Source organism: Geodermatophilus sp. SYSU D00766, from assembly GCF_054049915.1.
Genome location: NZ_JBJGYI010000028.1, coordinates 32,916 through 54,027 on the forward strand (window position 1 = coordinate 32,916; position 21,112 = coordinate 54,027).

General features: G+C 73.3%; 20 protein-coding genes. All 20 read right to left on the reverse strand.

The features are described 5' to 3' along the window. Positions 1-2 precede the first annotated feature (2 nt). The 20 genes from ACI8AD_RS18055 to ACI8AD_RS18150 all read right to left on the reverse strand — a co-directional run bounded on the left by ACI8AD_RS18055 (position 3) and on the right by ACI8AD_RS18150 (position 21,062). Complete coding sequence (locus tag ACI8AD_RS18055) at positions 3-401, reverse strand: C-glycoside deglycosidase beta subunit domain-containing protein (RefSeq protein WP_456871905.1); 399 nt, start codon at positions 399-401, stop codon at positions 3-5. Continuing rightward, a complete protein-coding gene (locus ACI8AD_RS18060) occupies positions 401-1,387 on the reverse strand; it encodes a sugar phosphate isomerase/epimerase family protein (protein ID WP_456871906.1) in 987 nt (328 codons plus the stop codon). The genes ACI8AD_RS18055 and ACI8AD_RS18060 overlap by 1 nt, the downstream gene beginning before the upstream one ends. Further along, positions 1,384-2,337 (reverse strand): sugar phosphate isomerase/epimerase family protein, encoded by a 954-nt coding sequence (locus ACI8AD_RS18065; RefSeq protein ID WP_456871907.1) that lies wholly within the window; start codon positions 2,335-2,337, stop codon positions 1,384-1,386. Before ACI8AD_RS18065 ends, ACI8AD_RS18060 begins: the two co-directional genes overlap by 4 nt. Next, the gene (locus ACI8AD_RS18070; protein ID WP_456871908.1) at positions 2,334-3,308 is read right to left on the reverse strand and encodes a sugar phosphate isomerase/epimerase family protein; all 975 of its coding nucleotides are present in this window, start codon (positions 3,306-3,308) and stop codon (positions 2,334-2,336) included. Before ACI8AD_RS18070 ends, ACI8AD_RS18065 begins: the two co-directional genes overlap by 4 nt. Continuing rightward, the gene (locus tag ACI8AD_RS18075) at positions 3,305-4,273 is read right to left on the reverse strand and encodes a sugar phosphate isomerase/epimerase family protein (RefSeq protein ID WP_456871909.1); all 969 of its coding nucleotides are present in this window, start codon (positions 4,271-4,273) and stop codon (positions 3,305-3,307) included. The genes ACI8AD_RS18070 and ACI8AD_RS18075 overlap by 4 nt, the downstream gene beginning before the upstream one ends. Positions 4,274-4,489: 216 nt before the next feature. Continuing rightward, positions 4,490-5,938, reverse strand: a complete 1,449-nt coding sequence (locus ACI8AD_RS18080) for an MFS transporter (protein WP_456871910.1) — start codon at positions 5,936-5,938, stop codon at positions 4,490-4,492. A gap of 8 nt (positions 5,939-5,946) precedes the next feature. Then, entirely contained in the window at positions 5,947-6,729 is a 783-nt protein-coding gene (locus ACI8AD_RS18085; protein WP_456871911.1) for a nuclear transport factor 2 family protein, read from the reverse strand. 113 nt (positions 6,730-6,842) lie between these two features. Continuing rightward, entirely contained in the window at positions 6,843-8,159 is a 1,317-nt protein-coding gene (locus ACI8AD_RS18090; RefSeq protein WP_456871912.1) for a C-glycoside deglycosidase beta subunit domain-containing protein, read from the reverse strand. Between the two features lie 2 nt (positions 8,160-8,161). Further along, entirely contained in the window at positions 8,162-9,670 is a 1,509-nt protein-coding gene (locus ACI8AD_RS18095; RefSeq protein WP_456871913.1) for a GMC oxidoreductase, read from the reverse strand. Next, positions 9,667-11,187 carry a GMC oxidoreductase gene (locus tag ACI8AD_RS18100; protein WP_456871914.1) on the reverse strand — a complete coding sequence of 507 codons (1,521 nt, stop codon included), beginning with the start codon at positions 11,185-11,187 and terminating at the stop codon, positions 9,667-9,669. The genes ACI8AD_RS18095 and ACI8AD_RS18100 overlap by 4 nt, the downstream gene beginning before the upstream one ends. Further along, a complete protein-coding gene (locus tag ACI8AD_RS18105; RefSeq protein WP_456871915.1) occupies positions 11,184-12,215 on the reverse strand; it encodes a sugar phosphate isomerase/epimerase family protein in 1,032 nt (343 codons plus the stop codon). Before ACI8AD_RS18105 ends, ACI8AD_RS18100 begins: the two co-directional genes overlap by 4 nt. Then, on the reverse strand, positions 12,212-12,622 hold the full coding sequence (locus ACI8AD_RS18110) for a C-glycoside deglycosidase beta subunit domain-containing protein (RefSeq protein WP_456871916.1): 411 nt from the start codon (positions 12,620-12,622) through the stop codon (positions 12,212-12,214). The genes ACI8AD_RS18105 and ACI8AD_RS18110 overlap by 4 nt, the downstream gene beginning before the upstream one ends. A gap of 11 nt (positions 12,623-12,633) precedes the next feature. Continuing rightward, the gene (locus ACI8AD_RS18115) at positions 12,634-13,020 is read right to left on the reverse strand and encodes a C-glycoside deglycosidase beta subunit domain-containing protein (protein ID WP_456871917.1); all 387 of its coding nucleotides are present in this window, start codon (positions 13,018-13,020) and stop codon (positions 12,634-12,636) included. Continuing rightward, positions 13,020-14,030: a sugar phosphate isomerase/epimerase family protein gene (locus tag ACI8AD_RS18120; protein ID WP_456871918.1), complete on the reverse strand. Its 1,011-nt coding sequence runs from the start codon at positions 14,028-14,030 to the stop codon at positions 13,020-13,022. The genes ACI8AD_RS18115 and ACI8AD_RS18120 overlap by 1 nt, the downstream gene beginning before the upstream one ends. Positions 14,031-14,043: 13 nt before the next feature. Next, entirely contained in the window at positions 14,044-15,270 is a 1,227-nt protein-coding gene (locus tag ACI8AD_RS18125) for an ABC transporter ATP-binding protein (protein ID WP_456871919.1), read from the reverse strand. 26 nt (positions 15,271-15,296) lie between these two features. After that, a complete protein-coding gene (locus ACI8AD_RS18130) occupies positions 15,297-16,208 on the reverse strand; it encodes a redoxin family protein (RefSeq protein WP_456871920.1) in 912 nt (303 codons plus the stop codon). Positions 16,209-16,366: 158 nt separating this feature from the next. Continuing rightward, positions 16,367-17,200: a carbohydrate ABC transporter permease gene (locus tag ACI8AD_RS18135; protein ID WP_456871921.1), complete on the reverse strand. Its 834-nt coding sequence runs from the start codon at positions 17,198-17,200 to the stop codon at positions 16,367-16,369. Positions 17,201-17,212: 12 nt separating this feature from the next. Beyond that, the gene (locus ACI8AD_RS18140; RefSeq protein WP_456871922.1) at positions 17,213-18,166 is read right to left on the reverse strand and encodes a carbohydrate ABC transporter permease; all 954 of its coding nucleotides are present in this window, start codon (positions 18,164-18,166) and stop codon (positions 17,213-17,215) included. A 75-nt stretch (positions 18,167-18,241) separates the two neighbouring features. Further along, positions 18,242-19,543, reverse strand: coding sequence for an ABC transporter substrate-binding protein (locus tag ACI8AD_RS18145; protein ID WP_456871923.1), 1,302 nt, complete (start codon positions 19,541-19,543; stop codon positions 18,242-18,244). Between the two features lie 217 nt (positions 19,544-19,760). Beyond that, positions 19,761-21,062 (reverse strand): ROK family transcriptional regulator, encoded by a 1,302-nt coding sequence (locus tag ACI8AD_RS18150; protein ID WP_456871924.1) that lies wholly within the window; start codon positions 21,060-21,062, stop codon positions 19,761-19,763. Positions 21,063-21,112 lie beyond the last annotated feature (50 nt).

The window sequence follows — 21,112 nt, forward strand, 5'->3', positions numbered from 1 at the left end:
CCTCAGCGGACGGCGAGCGACCGGCGGTTGCTCGCGTGGTTGGTCACGTACGTCGCGGGTGCGATCTGCATGTAGGGCAGCCGCAGGTCGACGGTCACCTCGACGTCGACCTGCTGCCCCTCGGCCGGCGGCTCGTGGAGCGGGACGACCACGACCAGCCGGTCCTGGATGAACCACAGGACGTCCCACTGGTCGGCCAGCTCGTCGACCCGGAAGGTCCGCTCCCCCAGCTCGACCCGCAGGTCCGCCGTCGGGATGTCGCGCCCCTCCACCGCGACGGCGATGTCGCTGACGCTGGACAGCCAGAGGCTGCGGTACCAGGGCACGGTCAGCGCGATGCCGAGCCCCTCGGGGCGCCGGAGCAGGCTGTCGTCGGTGAGGACGGTGTCGCCGGTGGCCATCAGACGGCTGCCTTCCGCTGGTCGAGGAGGATCGGGCGCAGCTCGCGCTGCACGAGGTAGCCGGCCAGCAGGGCGCTGGCGGCGGGGTGCGGGCTCTGGTCGCTCTCGACGACGACCCAGCCCTCGTACCGCGCGTCCAGCAGGGCGCGGAGGACCGCCGGGACGTCGACGAGGCCGCCGTCGGCGCCCGGCTCGGCGAACCAGCGCGGCACCTCCCGCGCTCCCCCGCGGACCCGCACCGTCCAGTGCGCGTGCGGCTGCAGGTACTCCTCGGCGTCGTCCACGGCCAGGGCGTCCTTGAGCTGCACGTGCCACACGCGGTCGCCGTACCGCTCGATCACCGACACCGGGTCGATGCCTCCGGCGGTCAGCTCGCCGGTGTCGACGGCCAGCCCGACCAGTGCCGGGTCCGTGCGGTCGAGCAGCCGGGGCACGTGGTCGCGGCGCAGCGCGGACAGGAAGTCGACGTGCAGCGCCGTCCGGACACCGTGCTCGGCCGTCGCCCGGCCGACCGCCTCCCAGCAGGCCGCGAGCCGGCCGATCGCCTCGTCGTCCAGCGGCTCGACGTCCCCGGCGCCCCCCACCGGGCGCACGAGCAGCACGGACCCGCCGAGCTCGGCCAACGCGGCGGCGAGCTCCCGCGCGCGGGCCACGATCGCCGGGACGTCGGCGTCGGCGAGCGGCGACAGCGGGCCGGTGAGGTGCTCCATCGAGCGCTCGGCCGGGTCCCAGTACCAGCTGCTGACCGCGTCGAGCGCGCAGCTGCGGAGGAACTCGCGGAAGCCCGCGACCGAGCCGAAGTTGGCGGCCAGCTGCTGGGGGTTGCCCAGTGGCTCCCACCGCCCCGTGCCGTAGGTCAGCTCGACGCCCTCGAAGCCGGCGATGGAGATCGTCTTCAGCGCGCGCTCGTGCTGCTCGCGGCGGACGAAGTCGTCGAACTGCGGCTTCCACTGGTTGATGGCGTACGCCCAACGGATCCCGCTCATCGGTAGATCTCCTCGAGGACGTTCTTCGCGTACCAGCGGGAGATCGCGGTGCTCTCGGAGTAGTCGCCGCCCTCCTTGTTGGCCTTGTCGTGCTCGACGGAGATCCAGCCGCGGTACCCGTTGTCACGGACGGCGGTCATCATCGCCGCGAAGTCCACGAGGCCCTGGTCGGTGCCCATCTCGTAGAACCACTTGCCGGTGGTCGGCGCCATGATCTCGGAGTCGGGCCGGTGCCGGTGGTCGTCGCCGGTGGCCACGTTGCGGGTGTCCTTGAAGTGGAAGCCGCTGACCCGGTGCGCGTGCCGGTCGTACAGGGCCACCGGGTCGACCCCGGCGATGCAGTGCTGCGCGGTGTCGACGAACAGCGAGACGTACTGCGGGTCGGTGTAGGAGTAGAAGGTGTCGATGTCCGGCTCGCTCTGGATGCCGCAGAAGAATTCGTGGTGGCAGGTGAGCCGCACCCCGGAGCCGGCGGTGATCTCGCCGACCTTGTTCCAGCACTCCGCGGTGTACTTGAGCTTGTCCTCGGTGACCGGCTCCATGTCGTAGTACAGGGTCGCCGGCATCACGATGATGTTGTCGAGCTCGATCTCCGACCAGCGCCCCATCGTGACCCGGAAGTCCTCGAGGATGTTCTCGTGCGTCTCCGGCAGGTGCGGCGCGTACGTGCGCAGGTCGTAGTCGGCGGCGTGGAACGTGTTCACGATCCGCTCCAGGCCGTGGTCCTGGACCATCCGCTGGTACCCCGCCGGGCCGCCGTAGTCGCCGTACATCTGCCAGATGCGGAAGTCGAACGTGTCGATCGCGTCGAACCCGACGGCCTTGATCTGCTTGAGGAAGGCCGACATCGTCCTGTGCGAGTGCCACTGGTCGACCGGCCCGGACGGGCCGTTGCTCCGCCAGTGGTCCATGTAGGACCACTTGATCGCGCGCTCGGTCACCTCGGTCATCGCTTCGGCACCCCCAGCACGCGCTGCAGATACCAGCTGTTGAGCATGGCCAGCTCCGCCGGGTTGCCGCCGTGGTCGCTCTCGACGACGACCCAGCCCGGGTAATCGTGCTCTCGCAGCACCGACACGAAGCCGGGCACGTCGACCAGGCCGCCCTCGGTACCGAGCTCGAAGAACCAGCGCTCGATCCGCCGTCCGGCCCCGCCCTTGAGCATCGTCGACTCGGCGCCGGGCATCCGGTACTCCTCGCCGGTGTCGGCGTAGCGGGTGTCCTTGAGGTGCACGTGCGTGACCCGGTCGGCGTGCGACCGGTAGAAGGCCACCGGGTCGATGCCGCCGACGGTGAGCTCAGCGGTGTCGAGCGCGAACCCCACGGTCGCCGGGTCGGTCGCTTCGAGCAGGCCGGTCAGCTCTGCCTCGGTGTGCACGGCGCCCAGGCAGTCGTAGTGCAGCGCCAGGCCGGTGCCGGCGGCCGACGTCAGCTCGCCGACCCGGTTCCACACGTCGCCGATGCGCTTGATCGCGTCGGCGTCGAGCGGCGGCGTCATCCAGGCCGACCCGACGGGGCGGACGACGAGCTGGTCGGCACCCACGCCGGCGACGAAGTCGACGAACGGCTTCGACCACTCGACGATCGCGTCGGCGTCGGCGGGGTTCGCCGTCGACCGGAAGGCGTAGCCCTCTTCCTCCTCCGCGGGCGCCTGCGGGTCCCAGAACAGGCTGGACACGCGCTGCACCTGCGCCCGGCGCAGGAAGTCGAGGAAGCCGGTGTGGCTGCCGTGGTTGAGCAGGATGACCTCGGGCCGGCTGATGTTGTCCCAGCGGCCGGTGCCCGAGGCCAGCTCGATCGTGTCGAAGCCGCAGGCGGAGACGGTCTTCAGCGCCCGCTGCTGGTCCTCGTGCCGCACGAAGACGTCGAGCCGGACGTTCCACTGGTTCAGCGCGTAGGCCCAGCGCAGGGTGTCCCTCATCGGGCCGTCTCCAGCGCGCTGCGCGCCTCGGCCTCGGCCTCGGCGAGGACGTTGTCGATGTACCACTTGGCGACCGCGGTGGCCTCGGCGTAGCTGCCACCGCCGAGCTCGGCCTTGTCGTGCTCGACGGTCAGCCAGCCGTCGTAGCCGGAGGCGACGATCTCCTTCATCAAGGTCGGGAAGTCGACCAGACCGCCCTCGCCCATCTCGTAGAACCAGCGGGTCACCTGCGGCGCCATCAGCTCCGGGTCCGGCGGCGTCCGGTAGGCCTCGTGCTCGTCGACGTTCTTGGTGTCCTTGAAGTGGAAGCCGGTGCAGCGGTCGGAGTGGTCGCGGAACAGCTGTACCGGGTCGACGCCGGCGATCGTGTGCTGCGCGGTGTCGCAGAAGAAGGAGACGAGCTCCGGGTCGGTGTACCGGAGGAACGTGTCGAGCTGCTCGCGGGTGCGGATCGCACCCCAGAACTCGAAGTGGCAGGTCGTCGTCATGCCGTGCTCGAGGGTCAGCGCGCCGACCCGGTTCCACAGGTCGGCGACCACCTTGATGGTGTCGTCGGTGACCGGCTCGGTCTGGAAGTACGTCGACGTCGGCATGACGATGAAGTTCTCGACGCCGCTCAGCCCCTCGCACATGCGCAGCGTGTTCTCGCAGTCGGCGACGATCCGGTCGTGCGTCTCCCGCACGTGCGGCGCCGTGTACCTCGTGGCCGACGGGTAGGCGGAGAAGATCCCGGTGATCTTGTCGAAGCCGTTGTCCTGCAGGAAGCGCTCGAAGCCGGGGACGCCGCCGTACATCCCGGCGTAGAGCGGCAGGTAGAAGAAGAACGTGTCGAAGCCCGTGAAGCCGAGCGCCGACAGCTGCTTGACGTACCGGTCCATGTAGGCGCGGTTGAACGACGGGGGCTGCGGCCCCTGCGGCGTCTCCGTCACCCAGTGGTCCATGTACGACCACTTGGTCCAGGCCACGGGAATCCCCTCGCTGGCGCGCGACCCGGGTCCGGCGAGGGGCCCGGCGCGACGGTCCGAGAACCGGGGGCCGAGGGCCCTCGGCGGCGGCATCGGGAGCCACCTGGGGCGAGACCGCCCTGGTCGAGCAGAAGGTGTGGTGCGGGCTCGTTCAGCCGACTCGATTCTGCTGTGGCCCGCGCCACGGAGGCCAGAGCGATCTGCTGATGCCGGGCATCAGCGCCCGTGATGCGCCGGCTGCCGCGTCGGCAGGGCGAGAGCCAGCACGGACGCCGCCACGAGCAGGCCCGCGCCCACCAGGAACGCCGTCCCGGAGCCCGCCGTCAGCCCCGCCGCGTCGTCCGGCCCGCCGTGGCGGGCGGCCACCGCGCTGGCCAGCGAGACGAGCGCCGCCAGGCCCACGGCGCTGCCCACCTGGCGCGAGGTGTTGAGCAGGCCCGAGGCCAGCCCGGCCCGCTCCGGCGGCAGGCCGGACATCGCGGTGACGGTCAGCGGCAGGCCCGAGGCGCCGAAGCCGGCCATGGCCAGGGTGAGCGGCACGAGCACGTCGACGGCGTAGCGGCCCTCGACGTCGATCCCCGCGAGCCAGGCCAGCGACCCGGCGGCGACCAGGGCGCCCAGCACGAAGCTGCGCCGCGGCCCCAGCGCGGCCATCCACCGCGAGGCGCCCCGCGCGCCCAGGGCGATGCCGACGGCGCCCGGGGTGAGCGCGAGGCCGGCCTGCAGGGGGTCCATGCCGAGCACGCGCTGCAGGTACAGGGCGAGGAGGAACATCGTCGTCGGCAGCAGGCCGCCGACGAGTGCGCTCAGCCCGTTCGCGACGGTGACCGGCCGGACGCCGAACACGTCCAGGGGGACGACGGGCTCCGCGGCCCGGCGCTCGACCTGCACGAACAGCCCGGCCGACGCCACCGCGAGGACGAGGCAGCCGAGGGTCGCCGGCGACGACCAGCCGCGCTCCTCCCCCAGGATCACCGCCCCGACCAGCGCCGCGGTGGCCACGGTGACGGTGACCGACCCCGGCACGTCGAGCCGCCCCCGCACGTGTCCCGGCGGCCGGCCGGGCAGCGCCCACAGCGCGGCCAGGACCAGCGCGACGCCGAGCGGCACGTTGACGAAGAACACCCAGCGCCAGCTGAGCAGACCGGTCAGCAGCCCGCCGATGACGCCGCCGAGCGCCGACCCGGACGCGGCCGCCGCCGTGAGCAGGCTCAGCGCCCTCGCCTTCGCGCGGGGGTCGGGGGAGCCGGTGGCGACCAGGCTGAGCGTCGTGGGGACGAGCACCGCGCCGCCGAGTCCCTGCACGAAGCGGGCGGCCACGACCTGCCAGCCCTCCTGAGCCAGGCCGGCCGCGAGGCTGGCCGCGGCGAACAGGGCCAGGCCCACGACGAACGCCCGTCTGCGGCCGAACAGGTCGCCGACCCGGCCCCCGAGCAGCAGGAAGCCGGCGAACGTCAGCGCGTAGCTGCTGACCACCCACTGCAGCCCGGTGGGCGAGAGCCCGAGGCTCTCCTGCATCGGCGGCAGCGCGACGTTGACGATCGACGCGTCCAGCACGGCGATGAACTGCGCCGAGCACGCGACCGCGAGGACGACGGAGGGATGGCGCGGCGGAGCGGCCCCCGTGTAGGGGCCCGCCGCGAGCGTGCGAGCGGTGGGGGGCACGGGGGTCCTTACCGGAAGGTGTCCTCGAACCGGTCGTAGGGCTTCGGCGGCTCGGGCTCCAGCGTCTGGGCCCGGTCGTTCGCGTACGGGTGGTAGTCCGTCGTCGTCACCGGCTCGTCGACCGGCGGCAGGAACACCGGCACGCCGTCGTCACCGAACCAGGCCAGCTGCGAGTCGTGGCTCTCCTGGTTGTCCTTGGCGAAGGAGATCCAGTCCCGGTCGAACGGCGCCCGGGCCACCTCGTAGCAGCGGAAGTGCCAGATCCGCCACTCGCCGTCCTGCTTGACGAAGTCGACGCCGTACTTGCACCACACCCAGTGCGCCCAGACCGGCTTGCCGTCGACCTCACCACCGGAGAAGACCCACGGCGGCACGTCCTTCGCCACCTCGGGGTCCATCAGGCCCGACTCGAGGCCGGCCATGATCCAGATGCCCTTGGCCGTCTGCCCGTCGGCGCCGACCTCGACCACCGGGGTGGTCGTGTAGTGGAAGAGCAGCTTGCCGACCGGCTTGGGCCGCCCGCGGTGGTAGGCGGTCACCGACTCGTAGGTCGTGTAGAGGCCGACGTTGTTGTAGCGCGACCACACGTCCGGCGTGCCGGGCCTGGCCCAGAGCTCGTCGATGATCCGCTGGTCCTCGTAGGCGTTGTGGTAGTGCATGTAGCGGTTGAAGACGTTCTCCACCGCGCCGCGGTCCTGCGCGCGGCCGGCGGCCAGCTCGGCGGCGACCAGCCGCTCCTCGAGGGCCGCGAGGCGCTGCTCGAGCGCCTGGGTCTGGTCGATCGTGGTCATGTCCGGGTCCCTGCTTCCTCTGGTCGGGTGTCGGTGGGGCGGGCTCACCGGGGGAACGGCGGTCCCCGGAACGGGCGCGGCGTGATCAGCCGGCAGGAGAGGGGCACGTGCGGTCAGCCGCGGTCGCGCGCGCCCCGGGCGCCCGTCTGCAGCGAGCGCAGCAGCGCGTGCTGGCGGCGCACCTGGTCACGGCCGCGGTACGGCTCGCGCCGGCCCTCGTACTCGCTGGAGAGCCAGCCGTTCCAGCCCGCCTCCTCGAGGGTCGGCACGATGTCCTGCCACGGCACGTGCAGGTCGTGCAGGTCGTCGTCGATCTCGAAGAACTTCGCCTGGATGAAGTGGGTGTGCGGGAGCACCTCGACCAGGTCGGCCATGGGCACGCGCAGCGGGCGCAGCGGCGGCGGCACGTCCTCGTCGTCGTCGGTGCCGAGCACCTCCGCGGCCTCGCGGACGGCGGCGGTCTGGAAGATGCCGGTGTCGATGAGCAGCTTGAAGTGCTCGGTGCCGGTCTTCTCGATGAAGTCGACGTAGCCCTGGGTGACCGGGTGCCGGATCGGCGTCGGCGCGTGGATCTCCGGGCAGATGACCACGTCGAGCTCCGCGGCGAGATCGAGTGACCGCGCGACGACCTCCTGCCAGATCGGGTGCGGGTCGAGGTCCCAGGAGACGACGCCGAACTTCGGCCGCACCGAGGTGAAGCCGAGCTCCCGGGCCAGCCGCAGGTCGTGCTGCAGCTGCTCGGCGCCCTCCTCGGCGGTGAGGTCGCGTCCGGGGAAGCGCGTGGTGTCCACCCACGAGCCGAAGTTGGTCGGCGTCAGGCCGTACCTCTCCACCAGCCCGTGCCAGCCGTCGATCCAGGCCGGGTCCGGCGTGGGGTAGCCCGGCACGTTGCCCTCGCCGAGGATCTCGATGCCGGTGGCGCCGAGGTCGGCGATGTCGGCGAAGACGTCCTCGAGCGTCATCGACGTGTGGACGTCGCCGGTGTAGCTGTAGGTCGAGACGCAGTACCGGAGCCCGCCGTCCGGCACCGGCGGCACGATGACGCCGGAGCCGGCGATCGCGAACTCCGACCGGCTGATCAGCGGCGGGAAGTAGGACCGGCGCAGGTAGAGCGTCGCCTCGATGCGGTGCACGCCCACCGGCAGGCCGCCCGGCCTGGGCACCGTGATGGTGGCCGGCTCGTCGAGCTGCCAGCGGACGTCGGTCGAGGCCCGCAGTTCCTCGAGGGTGAGGGTGCGGCCCTGCAGCGTCCACAGCGGCACGGAGTCGGGGACGCGCTCGCCGTCGACCACCACCTCGATGCCGTCGAGCATGCTGGCCGGCCCGCCCCGGTAGTTGGGGTTGCGCAGCTGGAAGGCGAAGCCGGTGACCCGGCCGCCCTCCACGACGTTGCGGAAGCCGCGGCCCTGGATGATCGGGAAGTCGAGCACCGTCAGTCCTCCCCCAGGTCGGCGGCCAGCGCGGTCGCGCCCCGCACGGCGAGGGCGATGCTGGTCAGCGTCGGGTTCATCGAGTTGGCGGTCGGGATGAGCCCGTTGCCGGCGAGCACGAGGCCGGGCACGCCCCACACCCGCGAGAAGGGGTCGCAGACGCTGGTGCCGTCGTCGGCCGGGCCCATCCGGACGGTGCCCATGTAGTGCAGCGAGCTGCCGGCGGGCATGACCTTGGGCATCCCGTCGACGAACTCCCCCAGCGCGGCGGCCGCCCGGGCCTGGTGCTTGCGCGCCCGCTCGAAGTCGGCCTCCTCCCGCTCGGTGAGCTCGTAGGCGATCCGGATGCCGGGCAGGCCGTTCTCGTCCGGCCGGTCGTCCTCGAACGTCAGCCGGTCCTGCGCGCGCGGCCACTTGCGGATGCCCCAGCCCATGCCGACGTAGCCCGCCGGGTTGTCGCGGAACCGGCTGCCCTCCGGCAGCGGCGCCGGCGACACGGGGCTGTACATCATCTGGGCGGAGTAGGGGTGCCGCTCCTCGTCGAACGGGATGGCGACGATCGCCCGGATCGGGTCCACGGGTCCCGACGCGTCGTCCCGCGCCGGGAGGACGTCCGGCCGCACGGCCACGACGCCGAACAGCAGCGGGTGCTCGGTCAGGTACCGGCCCAGCGCCTCGGGCCGGATGCCCGAGGCCCACAGCAGCTGCGGCGTGCGCAGCGCGTCGGCGGCCAGCACGACCACGTCGGCGCGGACCTCCTCCTCGGCGCCGGTCCGCCGGTCCCGCAGCACGGCGCCGACGGCCCGGTCGCCGTCCTGGAGCACCCGGACGCAGAGCGTCTCGGCGCGGAGGGTGAACCGGTCGCCGTGCGCGCCGTCGGCCAGCGGACCGAGGACCACGTCCGTGCCGCTCCAGCGCAGCGAGCCGTCGGCCCGCGGGTCCGCGGCCACCGGCAGCGGCCGGACGGTGATGCCGTCCGGCGCGAACTCGTCGCGGATCCGCTGCAGGATGGCCGTCGCCTGCGGCGCGCCCTCGAACGAGGGCCGGTGGACGTGGAGCAGCGCCTCGGCGGCCGCGACGAGCCGCTCCCACTCGGCGTCGTCGATGAACGGCACGCGCTCGGGCCCGGTGGGGGCCGGCGTGGCGCACGTCCAGTGCACCCCCTGTCCCCCGACGCAGGTCGCCCCGGCGGCGGCGGGCATCCCGGGCGAGCCCTCGGCGGCCCGGCCGATGAGGTGGGTGCCCTGCCGGGCGGTGATGGTGCCCTCGACGACGACACCGCCCGGGATGCCGGAGACACCGCTCTCGTGCGAGGGCCCCTGGGACGCGAGCCGGGCGGCGGCCTGCTCGTCGGCGTCGGGGACGTTCTTGACGTTCATGCCGATCGGCCGGGTCACGACCGGGCCCGCCTCGACCATCAGCACGGAGACGTCGGGCACCTGCTCCAGGAGCAGCCGGGCGTAGGTCGCGCCGGTCGGCCCGCTGCCGACGACGAGGACTCGGGGGCTCATGCGTGCGCCTCCTCGGCGACGGTGGTGGGGGTCAGCTGCGCGGCCACGGCCCGGGCGGTGAGCACGCCGAGCGCGACGGCGGTCAGGGTGGGGTTGCAGGCGGTGGCCGTCGGGATGACGTTGTTGCCGCCGACGTAGAGGTTGGCGGTGCCCCAGACCCGGCCGGTCGGGTCGCAGACGCTCCTGCCGTCGTCCGCCGCGCCCATCCGGGTGGTGCCCAGGTAGTGCAGCGAGCTGCCGGCGGGCATGACGAACGGCTCGCCCAGCGGCCGGCCGAGCGCCTGCGCCGCGCGGCGGATCTCCTCGACGGCCGCGCTGATCGAGGCCCGGTCGACGTCGCTGAGGGCGTAGTCGATGCGGATGGCCGGCAGCCCGTGCTCGTCGCCGGCGTCCTCGTCGAACCGGACGCGGTTGTCCGGGGAGAGCTCCTTGCGGCAGAACCAGCCCAGACCCACCACCTGGCCGGGGCGCACGGCGGTCCCGGGGTCGAGGGGCACCGGGGAGGCGTCCATCTGCATGACCTGGCCGTGGAACGGCCGGTCGGCGGCGTAGGGCACCCAGGAGACGCCGGAGACCGGGACGATCGCCCCGCCCCCGGGCGCGGCGGCGGCGGTGGCCGGGAGGTCGGCGTCGACGGGGGCGTCCGCCGGGACGTACCGCTCGTCCAGCAGCGAGGCGGCCATGACCTGCGGGTGCTCGGTGAGGTAGCGGCCCAGCGCCTCGGGCCGGATGCCGGAGGCCCACAGCAGCTGCGGCGTCCGGAAGGCGTCGGCGGCGACGACGACGGCGCGGGCGGGGACCTCGTACCGCTCCCCGGAGGCGAGGTCGACCGCCTCGACGCCGGTGACACGGTCGCCGTCCCGCAGGATGCGCCGGGCCAGGGTGCCGGTGCGCAGCTCCACGTCGGGCCGGTCCCACAGGTCACCGGCGATGATCGCCGGGCCGGTCCAGTGCAGCGAGCCGTCCTCGCCGACGGACACCGCGACCGGCATCGGCCCGGCGGGGCGGCGGTGCGGCCGGTCGAACAGCTCGCCGAGGACCCGCTGCACCGCACCGGTGAGCGGCGCCCGGTCGAAGGCGTGCGTGGTCACCGCCAGCAGCGCCTCGGCGCGCGACAGCGCCTCGTCGAGCACCGCCGGGTCGACGCAGCCGGGCACCTCGTCGTCCACCGGCCGAGGGCAGGCCGCGGTCCAGTGCGCGCCCATCCCGCCGACGTTCGTCGAGACGGCCGCGTTGGGCATGGCGGCCGCCCCGACCAGGGTGGTGCCCGGCCGGGCGGGGGTGCCGCCCGGCAGCGGGCCGGGCCCGGTCGCCAGCGCCGCGAGGGCGGCGTCGCGGGCCTCGACGTCGACGATGTTCTTCACGTGGCCGCCGGCCGGGTCGCCGAGCGCCTGCCCCGCCTCGAGCACCAGGACGCGCAGGCCGGAGCCGGTGTCGGCCAGTTCCCGGGCCACCGCGGTGCCGACCGGCCCGGAGCCGACGACGACGACGTCGTGGGGCGTGCTCGTCGTGCTCATCGCGCCGCCACCGCCGGTTCGGCCTCCAGCAGCCGCTTGAGCATGTCGTGCTGCGCGCGGACCTGGTCGAAGGCGCTGTACCGGTCGGAGTAGGCGTGCGCCTCGTACTCGCTGGAGACGTAGCCGGCGTAGCCCTGCTCGCGCAGGACGCGGGCCACGGCCGGCCAGTCGATCGACGGGTCGGTGAGGCCGTCGGGGCCCTCGACGATCCCGTAGAACTTGCCGTGCACGTGCACGACGTGGGGGAAGAAGTCGGCCCACCGCTCGGGCGCCATCCGCCCGTGCATGGTGAAGAGCATCTTGAGGTTGCCGATCTGGGGCGGCGTGGCGCCGGCCTCGGCCGCCCGCCGCTCCAGCTCCGGGAACTTGGCCATCGTCGGGCCGGGCTCGGCCCACAGCTCCTTCGCGAGCGCGGTGAGCTCGGGGGCGATGCCGGCGGCGCGGTGGGCGTCGTCGACGGCGTCCGGGACCGCCCGCATGCTGGCGCTCATGTCGGGGATGAAGCCCAGCCACGGCGTGTCCAGCCGCGTGAACAGCTCCTCCAGCGCGGCGACCGGCGGGGCGTCGATGGTGAGCGGCGCGTGGATCTCGACGCCGACCGCCACCCCGAGCTCCTCGGCGAGCGGCAGCAGCCGCTCCAGGATCGCCGGGCCGGTCTCGATGCCGACGCGCGCGACGGGGAAGCCGAGCGCGGCCGCCCCGCGCAGCTGGACGGCGACGTACTCGTGGGACTCGTCGTCGGTGAGCAGCCGGCCCGGGTACAGGCCGAGGTCGTTGTTGATCGCCAGGCACGACGGGGTGAGGCCGGAGGACTCGATGACGCCGCGGACCTCGCGCTCCTGGTCCGCGGACAGCCGGGGCCAGCCGCGCAGGCTCTGGAAGGCGACCATCTCCAGCCCGGGCCCGAGGTCGCGGGCGGCGACCTCGCCGACCAGGCCGGCGAAGTCCCCGCCGGGTCGGCGCTGCTCCAGGGTGAGGCTGAACAGGGTGGTGCCGAGGCGGGGCAGCCCCGGTGCGGTGTCCGTCACGAGCGTGCTCCCGCCGCGGTCAGGGTCTTGTCGGTGGCGCTGGGCGCCACGAGGGGCACCCGGTCGGGGCCGGTGAGGATGTAGGGGATCGACAGGCCCAGCAGCAGCTGGACCCGGTGCTCGCGGCCGGGCGCGGTCTCGACCGGCGTGTGCAGCACCAGCGGGTCGGTGGTGAACCAGTACTCGTCCCCGGCCGAGGCCACCTCCGGCAGCGGGTGGCGGGTGCCGTTGACGGTGACCGACAGCTGCGCCGGGTCGATCCGCCGGCCGTCGACGGTGAGGTCGACGCGCGCCAGCGAGGGCAGCGGCAGGGCGCGGTACCAGTGCGAGTAGACGGCGATGTCGAGGCCGTCGGGGGTGGCGGTGAGCGAGTCGGCGCGCACCACCTGGTCGTCGAGGGGTCCCATGTCGATTCCTCTCAGGCGGCCAGCGTCAGGCGCTTGCTGTCGCGCCCACCGCCGGGCACCGGCATGTACGAGATGCGCAGCCGGACGGTGACGGTGACCTCGTGCTCACCAGGGGCCAGCGGCTCGTCGGTCTGGAAGGCGAGCTGCGCCCGCTCCCCCATCTCCCACCGGTCGTCGGTGGTGTGCGGCAGCCGGTCGAAGCCGTAGGTGCGCCCGTGCACGGTGAACGTGGTGCGCGACGGCGGCACGGGCCGGCCGTCGAGGACGAGGTCGACCGCCTCGACCATCGACAGCGCCAGGCCCCGGTAGTACGGCATCCGGACCTCCACGACCCCGCCGGTGCGGCCGTCGTCGAGGGCCCGGAAGCCCTCCTCGCAGACGATGTACCTGTCGAACATCAGCAGGGCTCCGTTCCTGTGGTCTCGCCGAGCAGGCGGGCGAACATGGCGTGCTGGCGGCGGACCTGCTCGACGCTGTCGACGGGGAAGGCGTCCTGGACGTGCCGGTTGCCCTCGTACTCGCTGGACAGGTGGCCGTCGAAGCCGCCCTCGACGAGCACCGGGACGATCCGGTCGTAGGGGATCGAGTACTCGGTGCCGTCGTCGGTCATCTCGTAGAACTTCGCCTGGACGTGCCCGATCAGGGGCATGTGCTCGAGCATCGACTTGGGCTCGGACCAGGTGTAGTGCGTCGCCTGCCGGGCGAGGCCGAAGTCGACCGGTCCGCCGCCGCGGTAGTTGACGACGTCCATGAGCGCGTGGGTGTCGCCGTGGTCGTCGTAGGTCTGCACGATCAGGTCGACCAGCTCCGGCTCGGCCCCGTCGCGCAGGGCGCGCTCGCTGACCACCCGCGGGAAGCGCTCGACGTAGGTGCCCATGTCGGGCATGAGCCCCAGCGCCGGCGACCCCGTGCGGTGCATGACCTCGAGGTGCTCGAGGATCCACGGGTGCTCGTAGTGGAAGGGCGCGTGCACCTCGAGCAGCAGCCGGACGCCCTGCTCCTCGGCGTAGGGCGCCGCCTCCTCCATGACCTCCGGCGGGGTGTTGATGATCGCCCGGACGATGCGCGCCCCCAGCCGGACGGCGATGTCGACGTCCCGGCAGATCGAGGCGACCTGCTCCTCGCGGGTCAGCCACCGGTCGGGGTGCAGCTTGGTGTCGAGGAAGAGGTCGGTGGCGACCGGCGTGGTGCCGTACCGCTCCATCCAGGCGAACCAGTCCTCGACGAACTCGTCGCTGACGTGGGGGAACCCGGGGATCATCTGCTCGGGGATGATCTCGATCCCCCGGGCGCCGATCTCGCCGGCGACGCGGATGCAGTCCTCGACGGACAGCGTCCGGAGGAAGTACTCCTCCTGGAACGAGTAGAGGCTCACGCCCCGCTTGATCTGGTGTGCCGGTGCGCTCACGGGGTCCTCCCGGTCAGGCGGTCGCCGCGGCCAGCCGCGGGGACTGCGGGGCGATGGCCTGCCCGGTCGACAGGTCGAAGAAGTGCAGCGCCGACGGCGGGACGGCGAACTGCGCGCGGGTGCGCTCGCGGACGGCCGCGGTCCCGGGCAGCCGGGCGTGCAGGACCGAGCCCGAGCCCAGGGCCCGCAGGTCCTCGGCGGCGGCCGCGTCGACGTCGGCGGCGATCTCCAGCGTCGCCTCGGTGACCACCGGGTCGGCGTCGACGCGCAGGTGCACCAGCTTCTCCGGCGGCAGGTTCTCCACCAGCTCGACGTCGGCGCTCAGCCGCGGCCAGGAGGGGTCGGCGCCGGCCGCCTCGCGCAGGGACTCGGGACGCAGGCCGAGGGCGACCGGCGTGGCGTCCGCCCCGGCGAGCGCCGGGTGGGCGTCGAGCGCCCCGGCCGGCAGCGCCAGCCGCTGGGAGCCGAGCACGATCTCGGCGCCGGCCGGCGTCCGGGTCACGGTGGCGCGCAGGACGTTCATCGGCGGGGAGCCGATGAACTCGGCGACGAAGAGGTTGGCCGGGGACTCGTAGAGCTCGTCCGGGGTGCCCAGCTGCTGCAGCACGCCCTTGCGCAGGACGGCGATGCGGTCGCCCATCGTCATCGCCTCGACCTGGTCGTGGGTGACGTAGAGCGTGGTGGTGCGGTACTGGCGCTGCAGGCTGCGGATCTCGGCGCGCATCTGGCCGCGGAGCTTGGCGTCGAGGTTGGACAGCGGCTCGTCCATGAGGAAGGCCTGCGGCTGGCGCACGATCGCCCGCCCCATGGCCACCCGCTGCCGCTGCCCGCCGGAGAGCGCCTTGGGCTTGCGGTCGAGCAGCTCGGTCAGGCCGAGGGCGTCGGCCGCCCGGTCCACCCGCGACGTCACCTCGACCTTGGCGAGGCCGGCGCAGTGCAGCGGGAAGGCGATGTTCTCGCGCACCGACATGTGCGGGTAGAGCGCGTAGCTCTGGAAGACCATCGCGATGTCGCGCTGCGAGGGGTGCACCTCGTTGACGACGCGGTCGCCGATGAGCAGCCGGCCGTCGGAGATCTCCTCCAGGCCCGCGGCCATGCGCAGCGCCGTCGTCTTGCCGCAGCCGGAGGGACCGACGAGGACGAGGAACTCGCCGTCGCGGATGGACAGGTCGAGCTCGGCGACGGCCTGCGTCCCGTCCGGGTACCGCTTGGTGATGCGGTCGTAGGTGATCGATGCCATGGCTGCTCCTGCTGCGGGTGGGTGGGTCAGGACGGGCTGTCGGCGGGTGCCGGGGTGCGGGGGTCCACCCAGTGCGGGAGGTCCCAGGGGCGGGCGAGGGCCGCCCGCAGCCGGGCGGCGAGGTCGGCTGCCCCCGGCAGCGGTGAGCCGCGGCCGTCGCGGGCGTAGACGCGGCAGGTGAGGGCGGGCTGCGCGTCCACGGGGAAGAGGTCGCGCCGCCCGACGGTGAAGGTGGGTGACCCGGGGAAGCCGAGGGCCGCGGCCTCCTCGCGGGTGCGGACCTCGCGCTCGACGACGTGGACCTCGCCCCTGCCGAGGTCGGCGAGGGTGTCGCGCAGCAGGTCGGCGGCGCGGTCGTGCGTCGGGCAGCCCGCCCACCAGAGCAGCTCGACCCGCCACTTGAGGGAGCAGCCGGCCGGCGACGTCACCGCGCGGGCGACCTCGCGCCCGGCCAGCACGTCGTCGAGGGCGGCGCGCAGCCACGCCGCGTCCTGGGCCGGGTCGTCGTGGTCCCCGTCGGGTGCGCCGTGGTAGCGCAGCACCCCGGCGCGGTCGACGACGAAGACCTCGGGGGTCGCGGTCGCACCGTAGGCCCGCGCGACGGCCTGCTCGGCGTCCCGGAGGAACGGGCCGGCGACCTCGCCGGCGGCGACGCGCTGCCGCATGCCCTCGAGGGAGTCCTCCGGGTGGTCGGTCTCGTCGTTGCTCACCACCTGCAGCACGGCGACGTCCCGGCCGGCGTAGGCACGGGCGACGTCCTGGACGCGGTCGTGCCAGGCCCGGGCGAAGGGGCAGCCGTTGGCGGTGAAGACGACGACGGTCGCGGCGTGCGCCGCGGCGTCGAGCCCGACCGCCGAGCCCCCGGTGTCCGGGAGGACGAACGACGGCGCGGGGTCGCCGACGGCGAGCCGGCTGTCGACGAGGAGGCGGTCGCTCACGGGGACTCCCTCGGGTGTCGGGCCACGTGCGTGACCGGGATCGGTTACTTCTTCCGAGGATCGGAGGAAGGAGGTGACACGGCTGCCCGCTCCCGCCGGTGAGTGCCACCGGCGTCGGTGAGCAGGCGCGGCCCGCCGGCGGGCGGGCGCGCGGGCGGCTACTTGATGCCGCCGGCGAAGCCCTGGATGAAGCGCTTCTGGGCGAAGAGGTAGAAGGCCAGGATCGGGATCATCGAGATGATCACGATGGCGAAGATCTTGTTCCAGGCGGAGACCAGCGACCCGACGTAGTAGTACATCGACACCGTCAGCGTCTGGCTCTCCGAGCCGCCGAGGAAGATCAGCGCCGAGAAGAAGTCGTTCCACACGATGAGCCCGGTCAGGATGGCCACCGTCCCGGTCGCCGGCGCCATCAGCGGGAGGACGACCCGGAAGAACACCCGCGCCGGGCTGGCGCCGTCGAGCGCGGCGGCCTCCTCGTAGTCCCGCGGCAGGTTCCGGAAGAAGCCCGCGTAGAGGAAGACCGCCAGCGGCATCAGCGTGCCGACGTACAGGATGACCATCCCCCAGACCGAGCCGACCAGCCCCAGCTGCCGGGCGCCGATGTAGAGCGGGATGAGCCCCAGCTGGGTCGGCAGCACGATGGCGACGAGGAAGAGGTAGAACGCGACGGTGCCCCAGCGAGCCGTGGTGCGGGCCAGCACGTAGGCGGCCAGCGAGCCGAAGGCGACCAGGCCGACGATGCTCCCGGCGGTGATCACCACGCTGTGGAACAGGCCCAGCAGGATGTTGGAGTCGCCACCGGCGGTCAGCACCTCGGTGAAGTTCTCCACCGTCGGCCGGCTCGGCGGGGTCGAGGAGCCGGTGGTGAGCAGCTCCTCGTCCGGCTTGAGCGCGTTGATGACCAGGAAGTAGAACGGCAGCAGGGTCAGCAGGGCGACGACCCACACCAGCGCCTCGCGCAGCGCCGTGGCCTTCGTGTATCGGAACATGGCACGGATCCCTTACGACCGGTCCTTGGTGGCAGCCTGCTGCAGCACCGAGAAGACGAGCATGATGAGGGTGAGCAGGAGGGCGAGGGCCGCGCCGAAGCCGAAGTTGCTGAGCGCGAACGTCTCCTTGTAGACCTGCGTGGCCAGGGTCTCGGTGGCGCCGGCGGGACCGCCGCCGGTGAGGGCCATGACCTGGTCGAACACCCGCAGGCCCTGGATGAGCATGAGGGTCGAGGCGATCGCCACCGAGGGGCGGATCGACGGCAGGGTGACGTGGAGGAACCGCCGCCAGGTGCTGGCGCCGTCGAGCGCCGCGGCCTCCTCGATCTCCACCGGCACGGTGGCCAGCCCGGCCAGGTAGATGACCATCACCAGGCCGGTCGTCTGCCAGGCCATGACGACCAGCACCGCCCACAGCGCCAGGTCCGGGTCGGCCAGCCACGTCTTCGGCGCCGCGCCGAACCAGCCGATGACGCCGTTGAGCGGGCCGTTGAAGTCGAAGATGAACTTCCAGATGTAGGAGACCGCCAGCGGGCTGAGCACCACCGGCATGAAGAACAGCACCCGGAGCAGGTAGCGCGTCTTCAGCGTGCGGTTGAGCGCCAGGGCCAGCAGCAGGCCGAAGACGTTCGTGGCGATCAGGAAGCCGAAGGCGAGGAACAGCGTGTTCTTCAGCGACCCGATGAGGGCCGGGTCCTCGACGATGCGCCGGAAGTTGTCCAGCCCGACGAAGTCGAAGTCGCCGACCCCGGTCCAGTTGGTGAAGGCGTAGAGCGCACCGCCGGCGGTGGCGATGTAGTGGATGAGCAGCACCGCCAGGACGGCGGGCAGCGCCCACCACCAGCGGCCGTAGGTGATGAGCGGCCGGGTGCGCCGGGAGCGGGCGGAGCGCCCGCCCCCGGCGGCCGGGACCGTGCCCCGGACGACTGCACCGGTGTCCTGCGGGGTGCCCATGGTTGCGGTCATCGTCAGTCCCTCGGTGCGTCCGGATGTGCGGTCTGTGGTGCGGTCGGGAGTGGTGCCGGGGTCAGCCGGCCCGGGTCACTGGTCCCAGGCCTGGTCGATCGACTCGAGCACGGACTGGACGTCGCCCTGGCCGGCGAGCAGGCCCTGGACGCCGGTCGACAGCGCGTCGTAGACGCCGGGGTTGGGCCACGCCAGGTTCGGCAGCGGGGCGTAGTCGCCGTTCTCCAGCAGGTCGGCCACCGGCTCGTACACCGGTGAGAGGTTCTCGTCGACCCCGGTGATGGCGACCCCACCCTGCAGCTCGGTGAAGCGGGCGGCGTTCTCCGGCTCGGCCATCCAGGCGAGGAACTCCTGCGCGGCCTCCTTGGCCCCGTCGTCGGCTGCCGCGTTGATCGACAGGGCGTAGTTCGGGCTGGCGAGCAGGAACTGCTCACCGCCGTCGGCCGGCGGGAACGGCTCCACCTGCAGCTCCAGGCCGGGGGTGGCCTTGGCCAGTTCGGTCGCGGCGGCGCCGGGGACGAAGGCCCCGAGCGAACTGCCCTGGGTGAGGCCCTGGGTGATGGCGTCGAAGCCGCCGCCGGCCGCGCCCTGCTGGAAGCAGCCGGCCTCGTTCATGTCGACGATCGTCTGCAGGGTGGCCTGCCAGCCCTCGCTGTCGGCGAAGCTCACGTCACCGGCCGAGCGCTGCTCGTTCCAGTCCGGGGTCTCGGAGTAGACCCGGGTGGCGGAGATGGCCATGGCCATCAGGCCCATGTTCGGCGGTGCGGACCCCGCGACGGCGAGGAAGGACTTCCCGTCGCCGGCGAGGGTGCCGCAGTCGTCGAGCATCGCGGACTCGTCCGCGGGGAACTCCACGCCCGTGTCGGAGGCGGCGCCGGAGTTCCAGACCACCCCGACGGGGATGATGTCGGTCGGCTGCGCGTAGACCTTGCCGTCGATCTCGAACAGCGTCTCGTTGCCCTCGGGGACGAGGGCCGCCGACTCCTCGCCGAGCTCCTCGATGTAGCCGGCCTCGGCCAGGGGCAGCACCGCGTTGGCGTTGCCGGCGCCCGGCGAGACCATCAGGAGGTCGGGGCCGCTGCCGCCCTGCAGCTGGGTGCGCATGCTCAGGCCGTAGCTGTCCGGGGGCAGGCCCTGGGTCTCGACCTGGACGCCGGTCTCCTCGGCGTACTGGTCGGCGAGCAGCTGCCAGGGGTTCTGCTGGCCGCCCGAGGCGTTCTCGAAGGCGAAGGTGAAGCTGTCCGAGGACCCGCCGGAGCCGCTGGAGGCACTGGCGTCGTCACCGCCCCCGCACGCGGCGAGCGTCAGTGCGCTCAGGGCCGGCACGGCGGCGAGGACGCCGATGCGGCGGAGCCCCCGGTGGGGTTGCTGGGTCATGTGGCTGCCTCTCTGCTGGTGTCCGCGTTCCGGACGGCTGCGACGCTGGGGCTGAGCACCGCGTCCGGTCTCTCGCGACACCGTCCGCGTGATGGCAACCACATACTTCTGCCAGTCAGCGGAGGAAGTCAATGCAACGAGGGCGTAACGCTGCTGATGCGCGGCATCAGCCGCGGTGATGCCCTGGGCTCCCCGGCGACCCGGGCCGGGAGCCGGGTCAGGCCGGGGTGCGGTCGGGCGTGCCCGCGATCTCCGGGTGGCCGGCCGGGGAGCCCCAGGACAGCCACGCGGCGAGCCGGCCGGGCGCGAACAGGTTGTCGAGGACGAGGTGGACGGCCCCGGCCAGCCCGGCGGCCTCGCCGAGGACGGACGGGTCGATGCGCAGCGTGCGGGTCGCCAGCGGCAACGACCGCCGGTAGACCGCCTCGCGGACGACCGCCAGGACGTGGTCGCCGGCGTGCACCACACCACCCCCGAGGACCACCAGGCCGGGGTTGTAGAAGCTCACGAGGGTCGCCAGGGTGCTGCCGACCAGCCGGCCGGTCCGGGCGAGCAGGGCGCGGGCGGCGGGGTCCCCGCGCTCGGCGGCGGCGGTGACGTCCGCAGCGGCCAGGTCCCCCCTCGCCGCGAGGACCCCGGCCAGCACCGGACTGTCCCCGCGTTCGGCCAGGAGGCGCCCCTCGCGGGCCAGCGCCGCCCCGCCGGCCACCGCCTCGAGGCAGCCGACGTTGCCGCAGCGGCAGACGACCGCGTCGGCCTCGGCGACGGCCACGTGCCCGATGTCGCCGGCGCAGCCGTTGACCCCCCGGTGCACCCGCCCGCCGGAGACCAGGCCGGCGCCGATGCCCGTGCCGATCTTGACGTACAGCACGTCCTGCGCCCCGGCGGCGGCCGGGTTCGTCCGCACCTCGCCCAGGGCGAGCACGTTGACGTCGTTGTCCACCCACACCGGCGCGGCGAACCGGCCGGCCAGCCGCTCCCGGATCGGGTAGCCGTCCCAGCCGGGCATGATCGGCGGGGCGACGGGCCGGGAGGTGGAGAACTCCACCGGGCCGGGGACGCCCACCCCGAGACCCCAGAGCGGCCGCGGGGCGGGCAGCCGGGTGAGCAGGTCCTCGACCAGTCGCTCGACCCGGCTCAGCACCGCGTCCGGGCCGTCGGCGACGTCGACGCGCTCCCGGGCCTCCACCAGCACGGTGCCCTCGAGGTCGGCCAGCCCCACCGCCATGCCGGTTGCCCCGATGTCGGCGCCGGCGACGATCCCCGCCGTCCGCTGCAGGCGCAGCCGGCGCGGTGACCGCCCGCCGCTGGACGGCGCGAGCCCGTCCTGCACGACCAACCCGGCCGCCTCCAGGCGTGCGACGCGCTGGGCGACGACGGTCCGGCCCAGGCCGAGCCGCTGGACGAGCTGGGGCTGGGTGACCGGTGCCGAGCGGATGGCGTCGAGGACGGCCACGAGACCGTCGAGCCGTTCACCGGACGCCGGCGCCCCGTCCCCGTGCCGGGTGTCCGCAGTCACGGACGGAGCGTAGCCGGACTTCTACCTCCGTGCGGAGAAAGTAGGCCGGG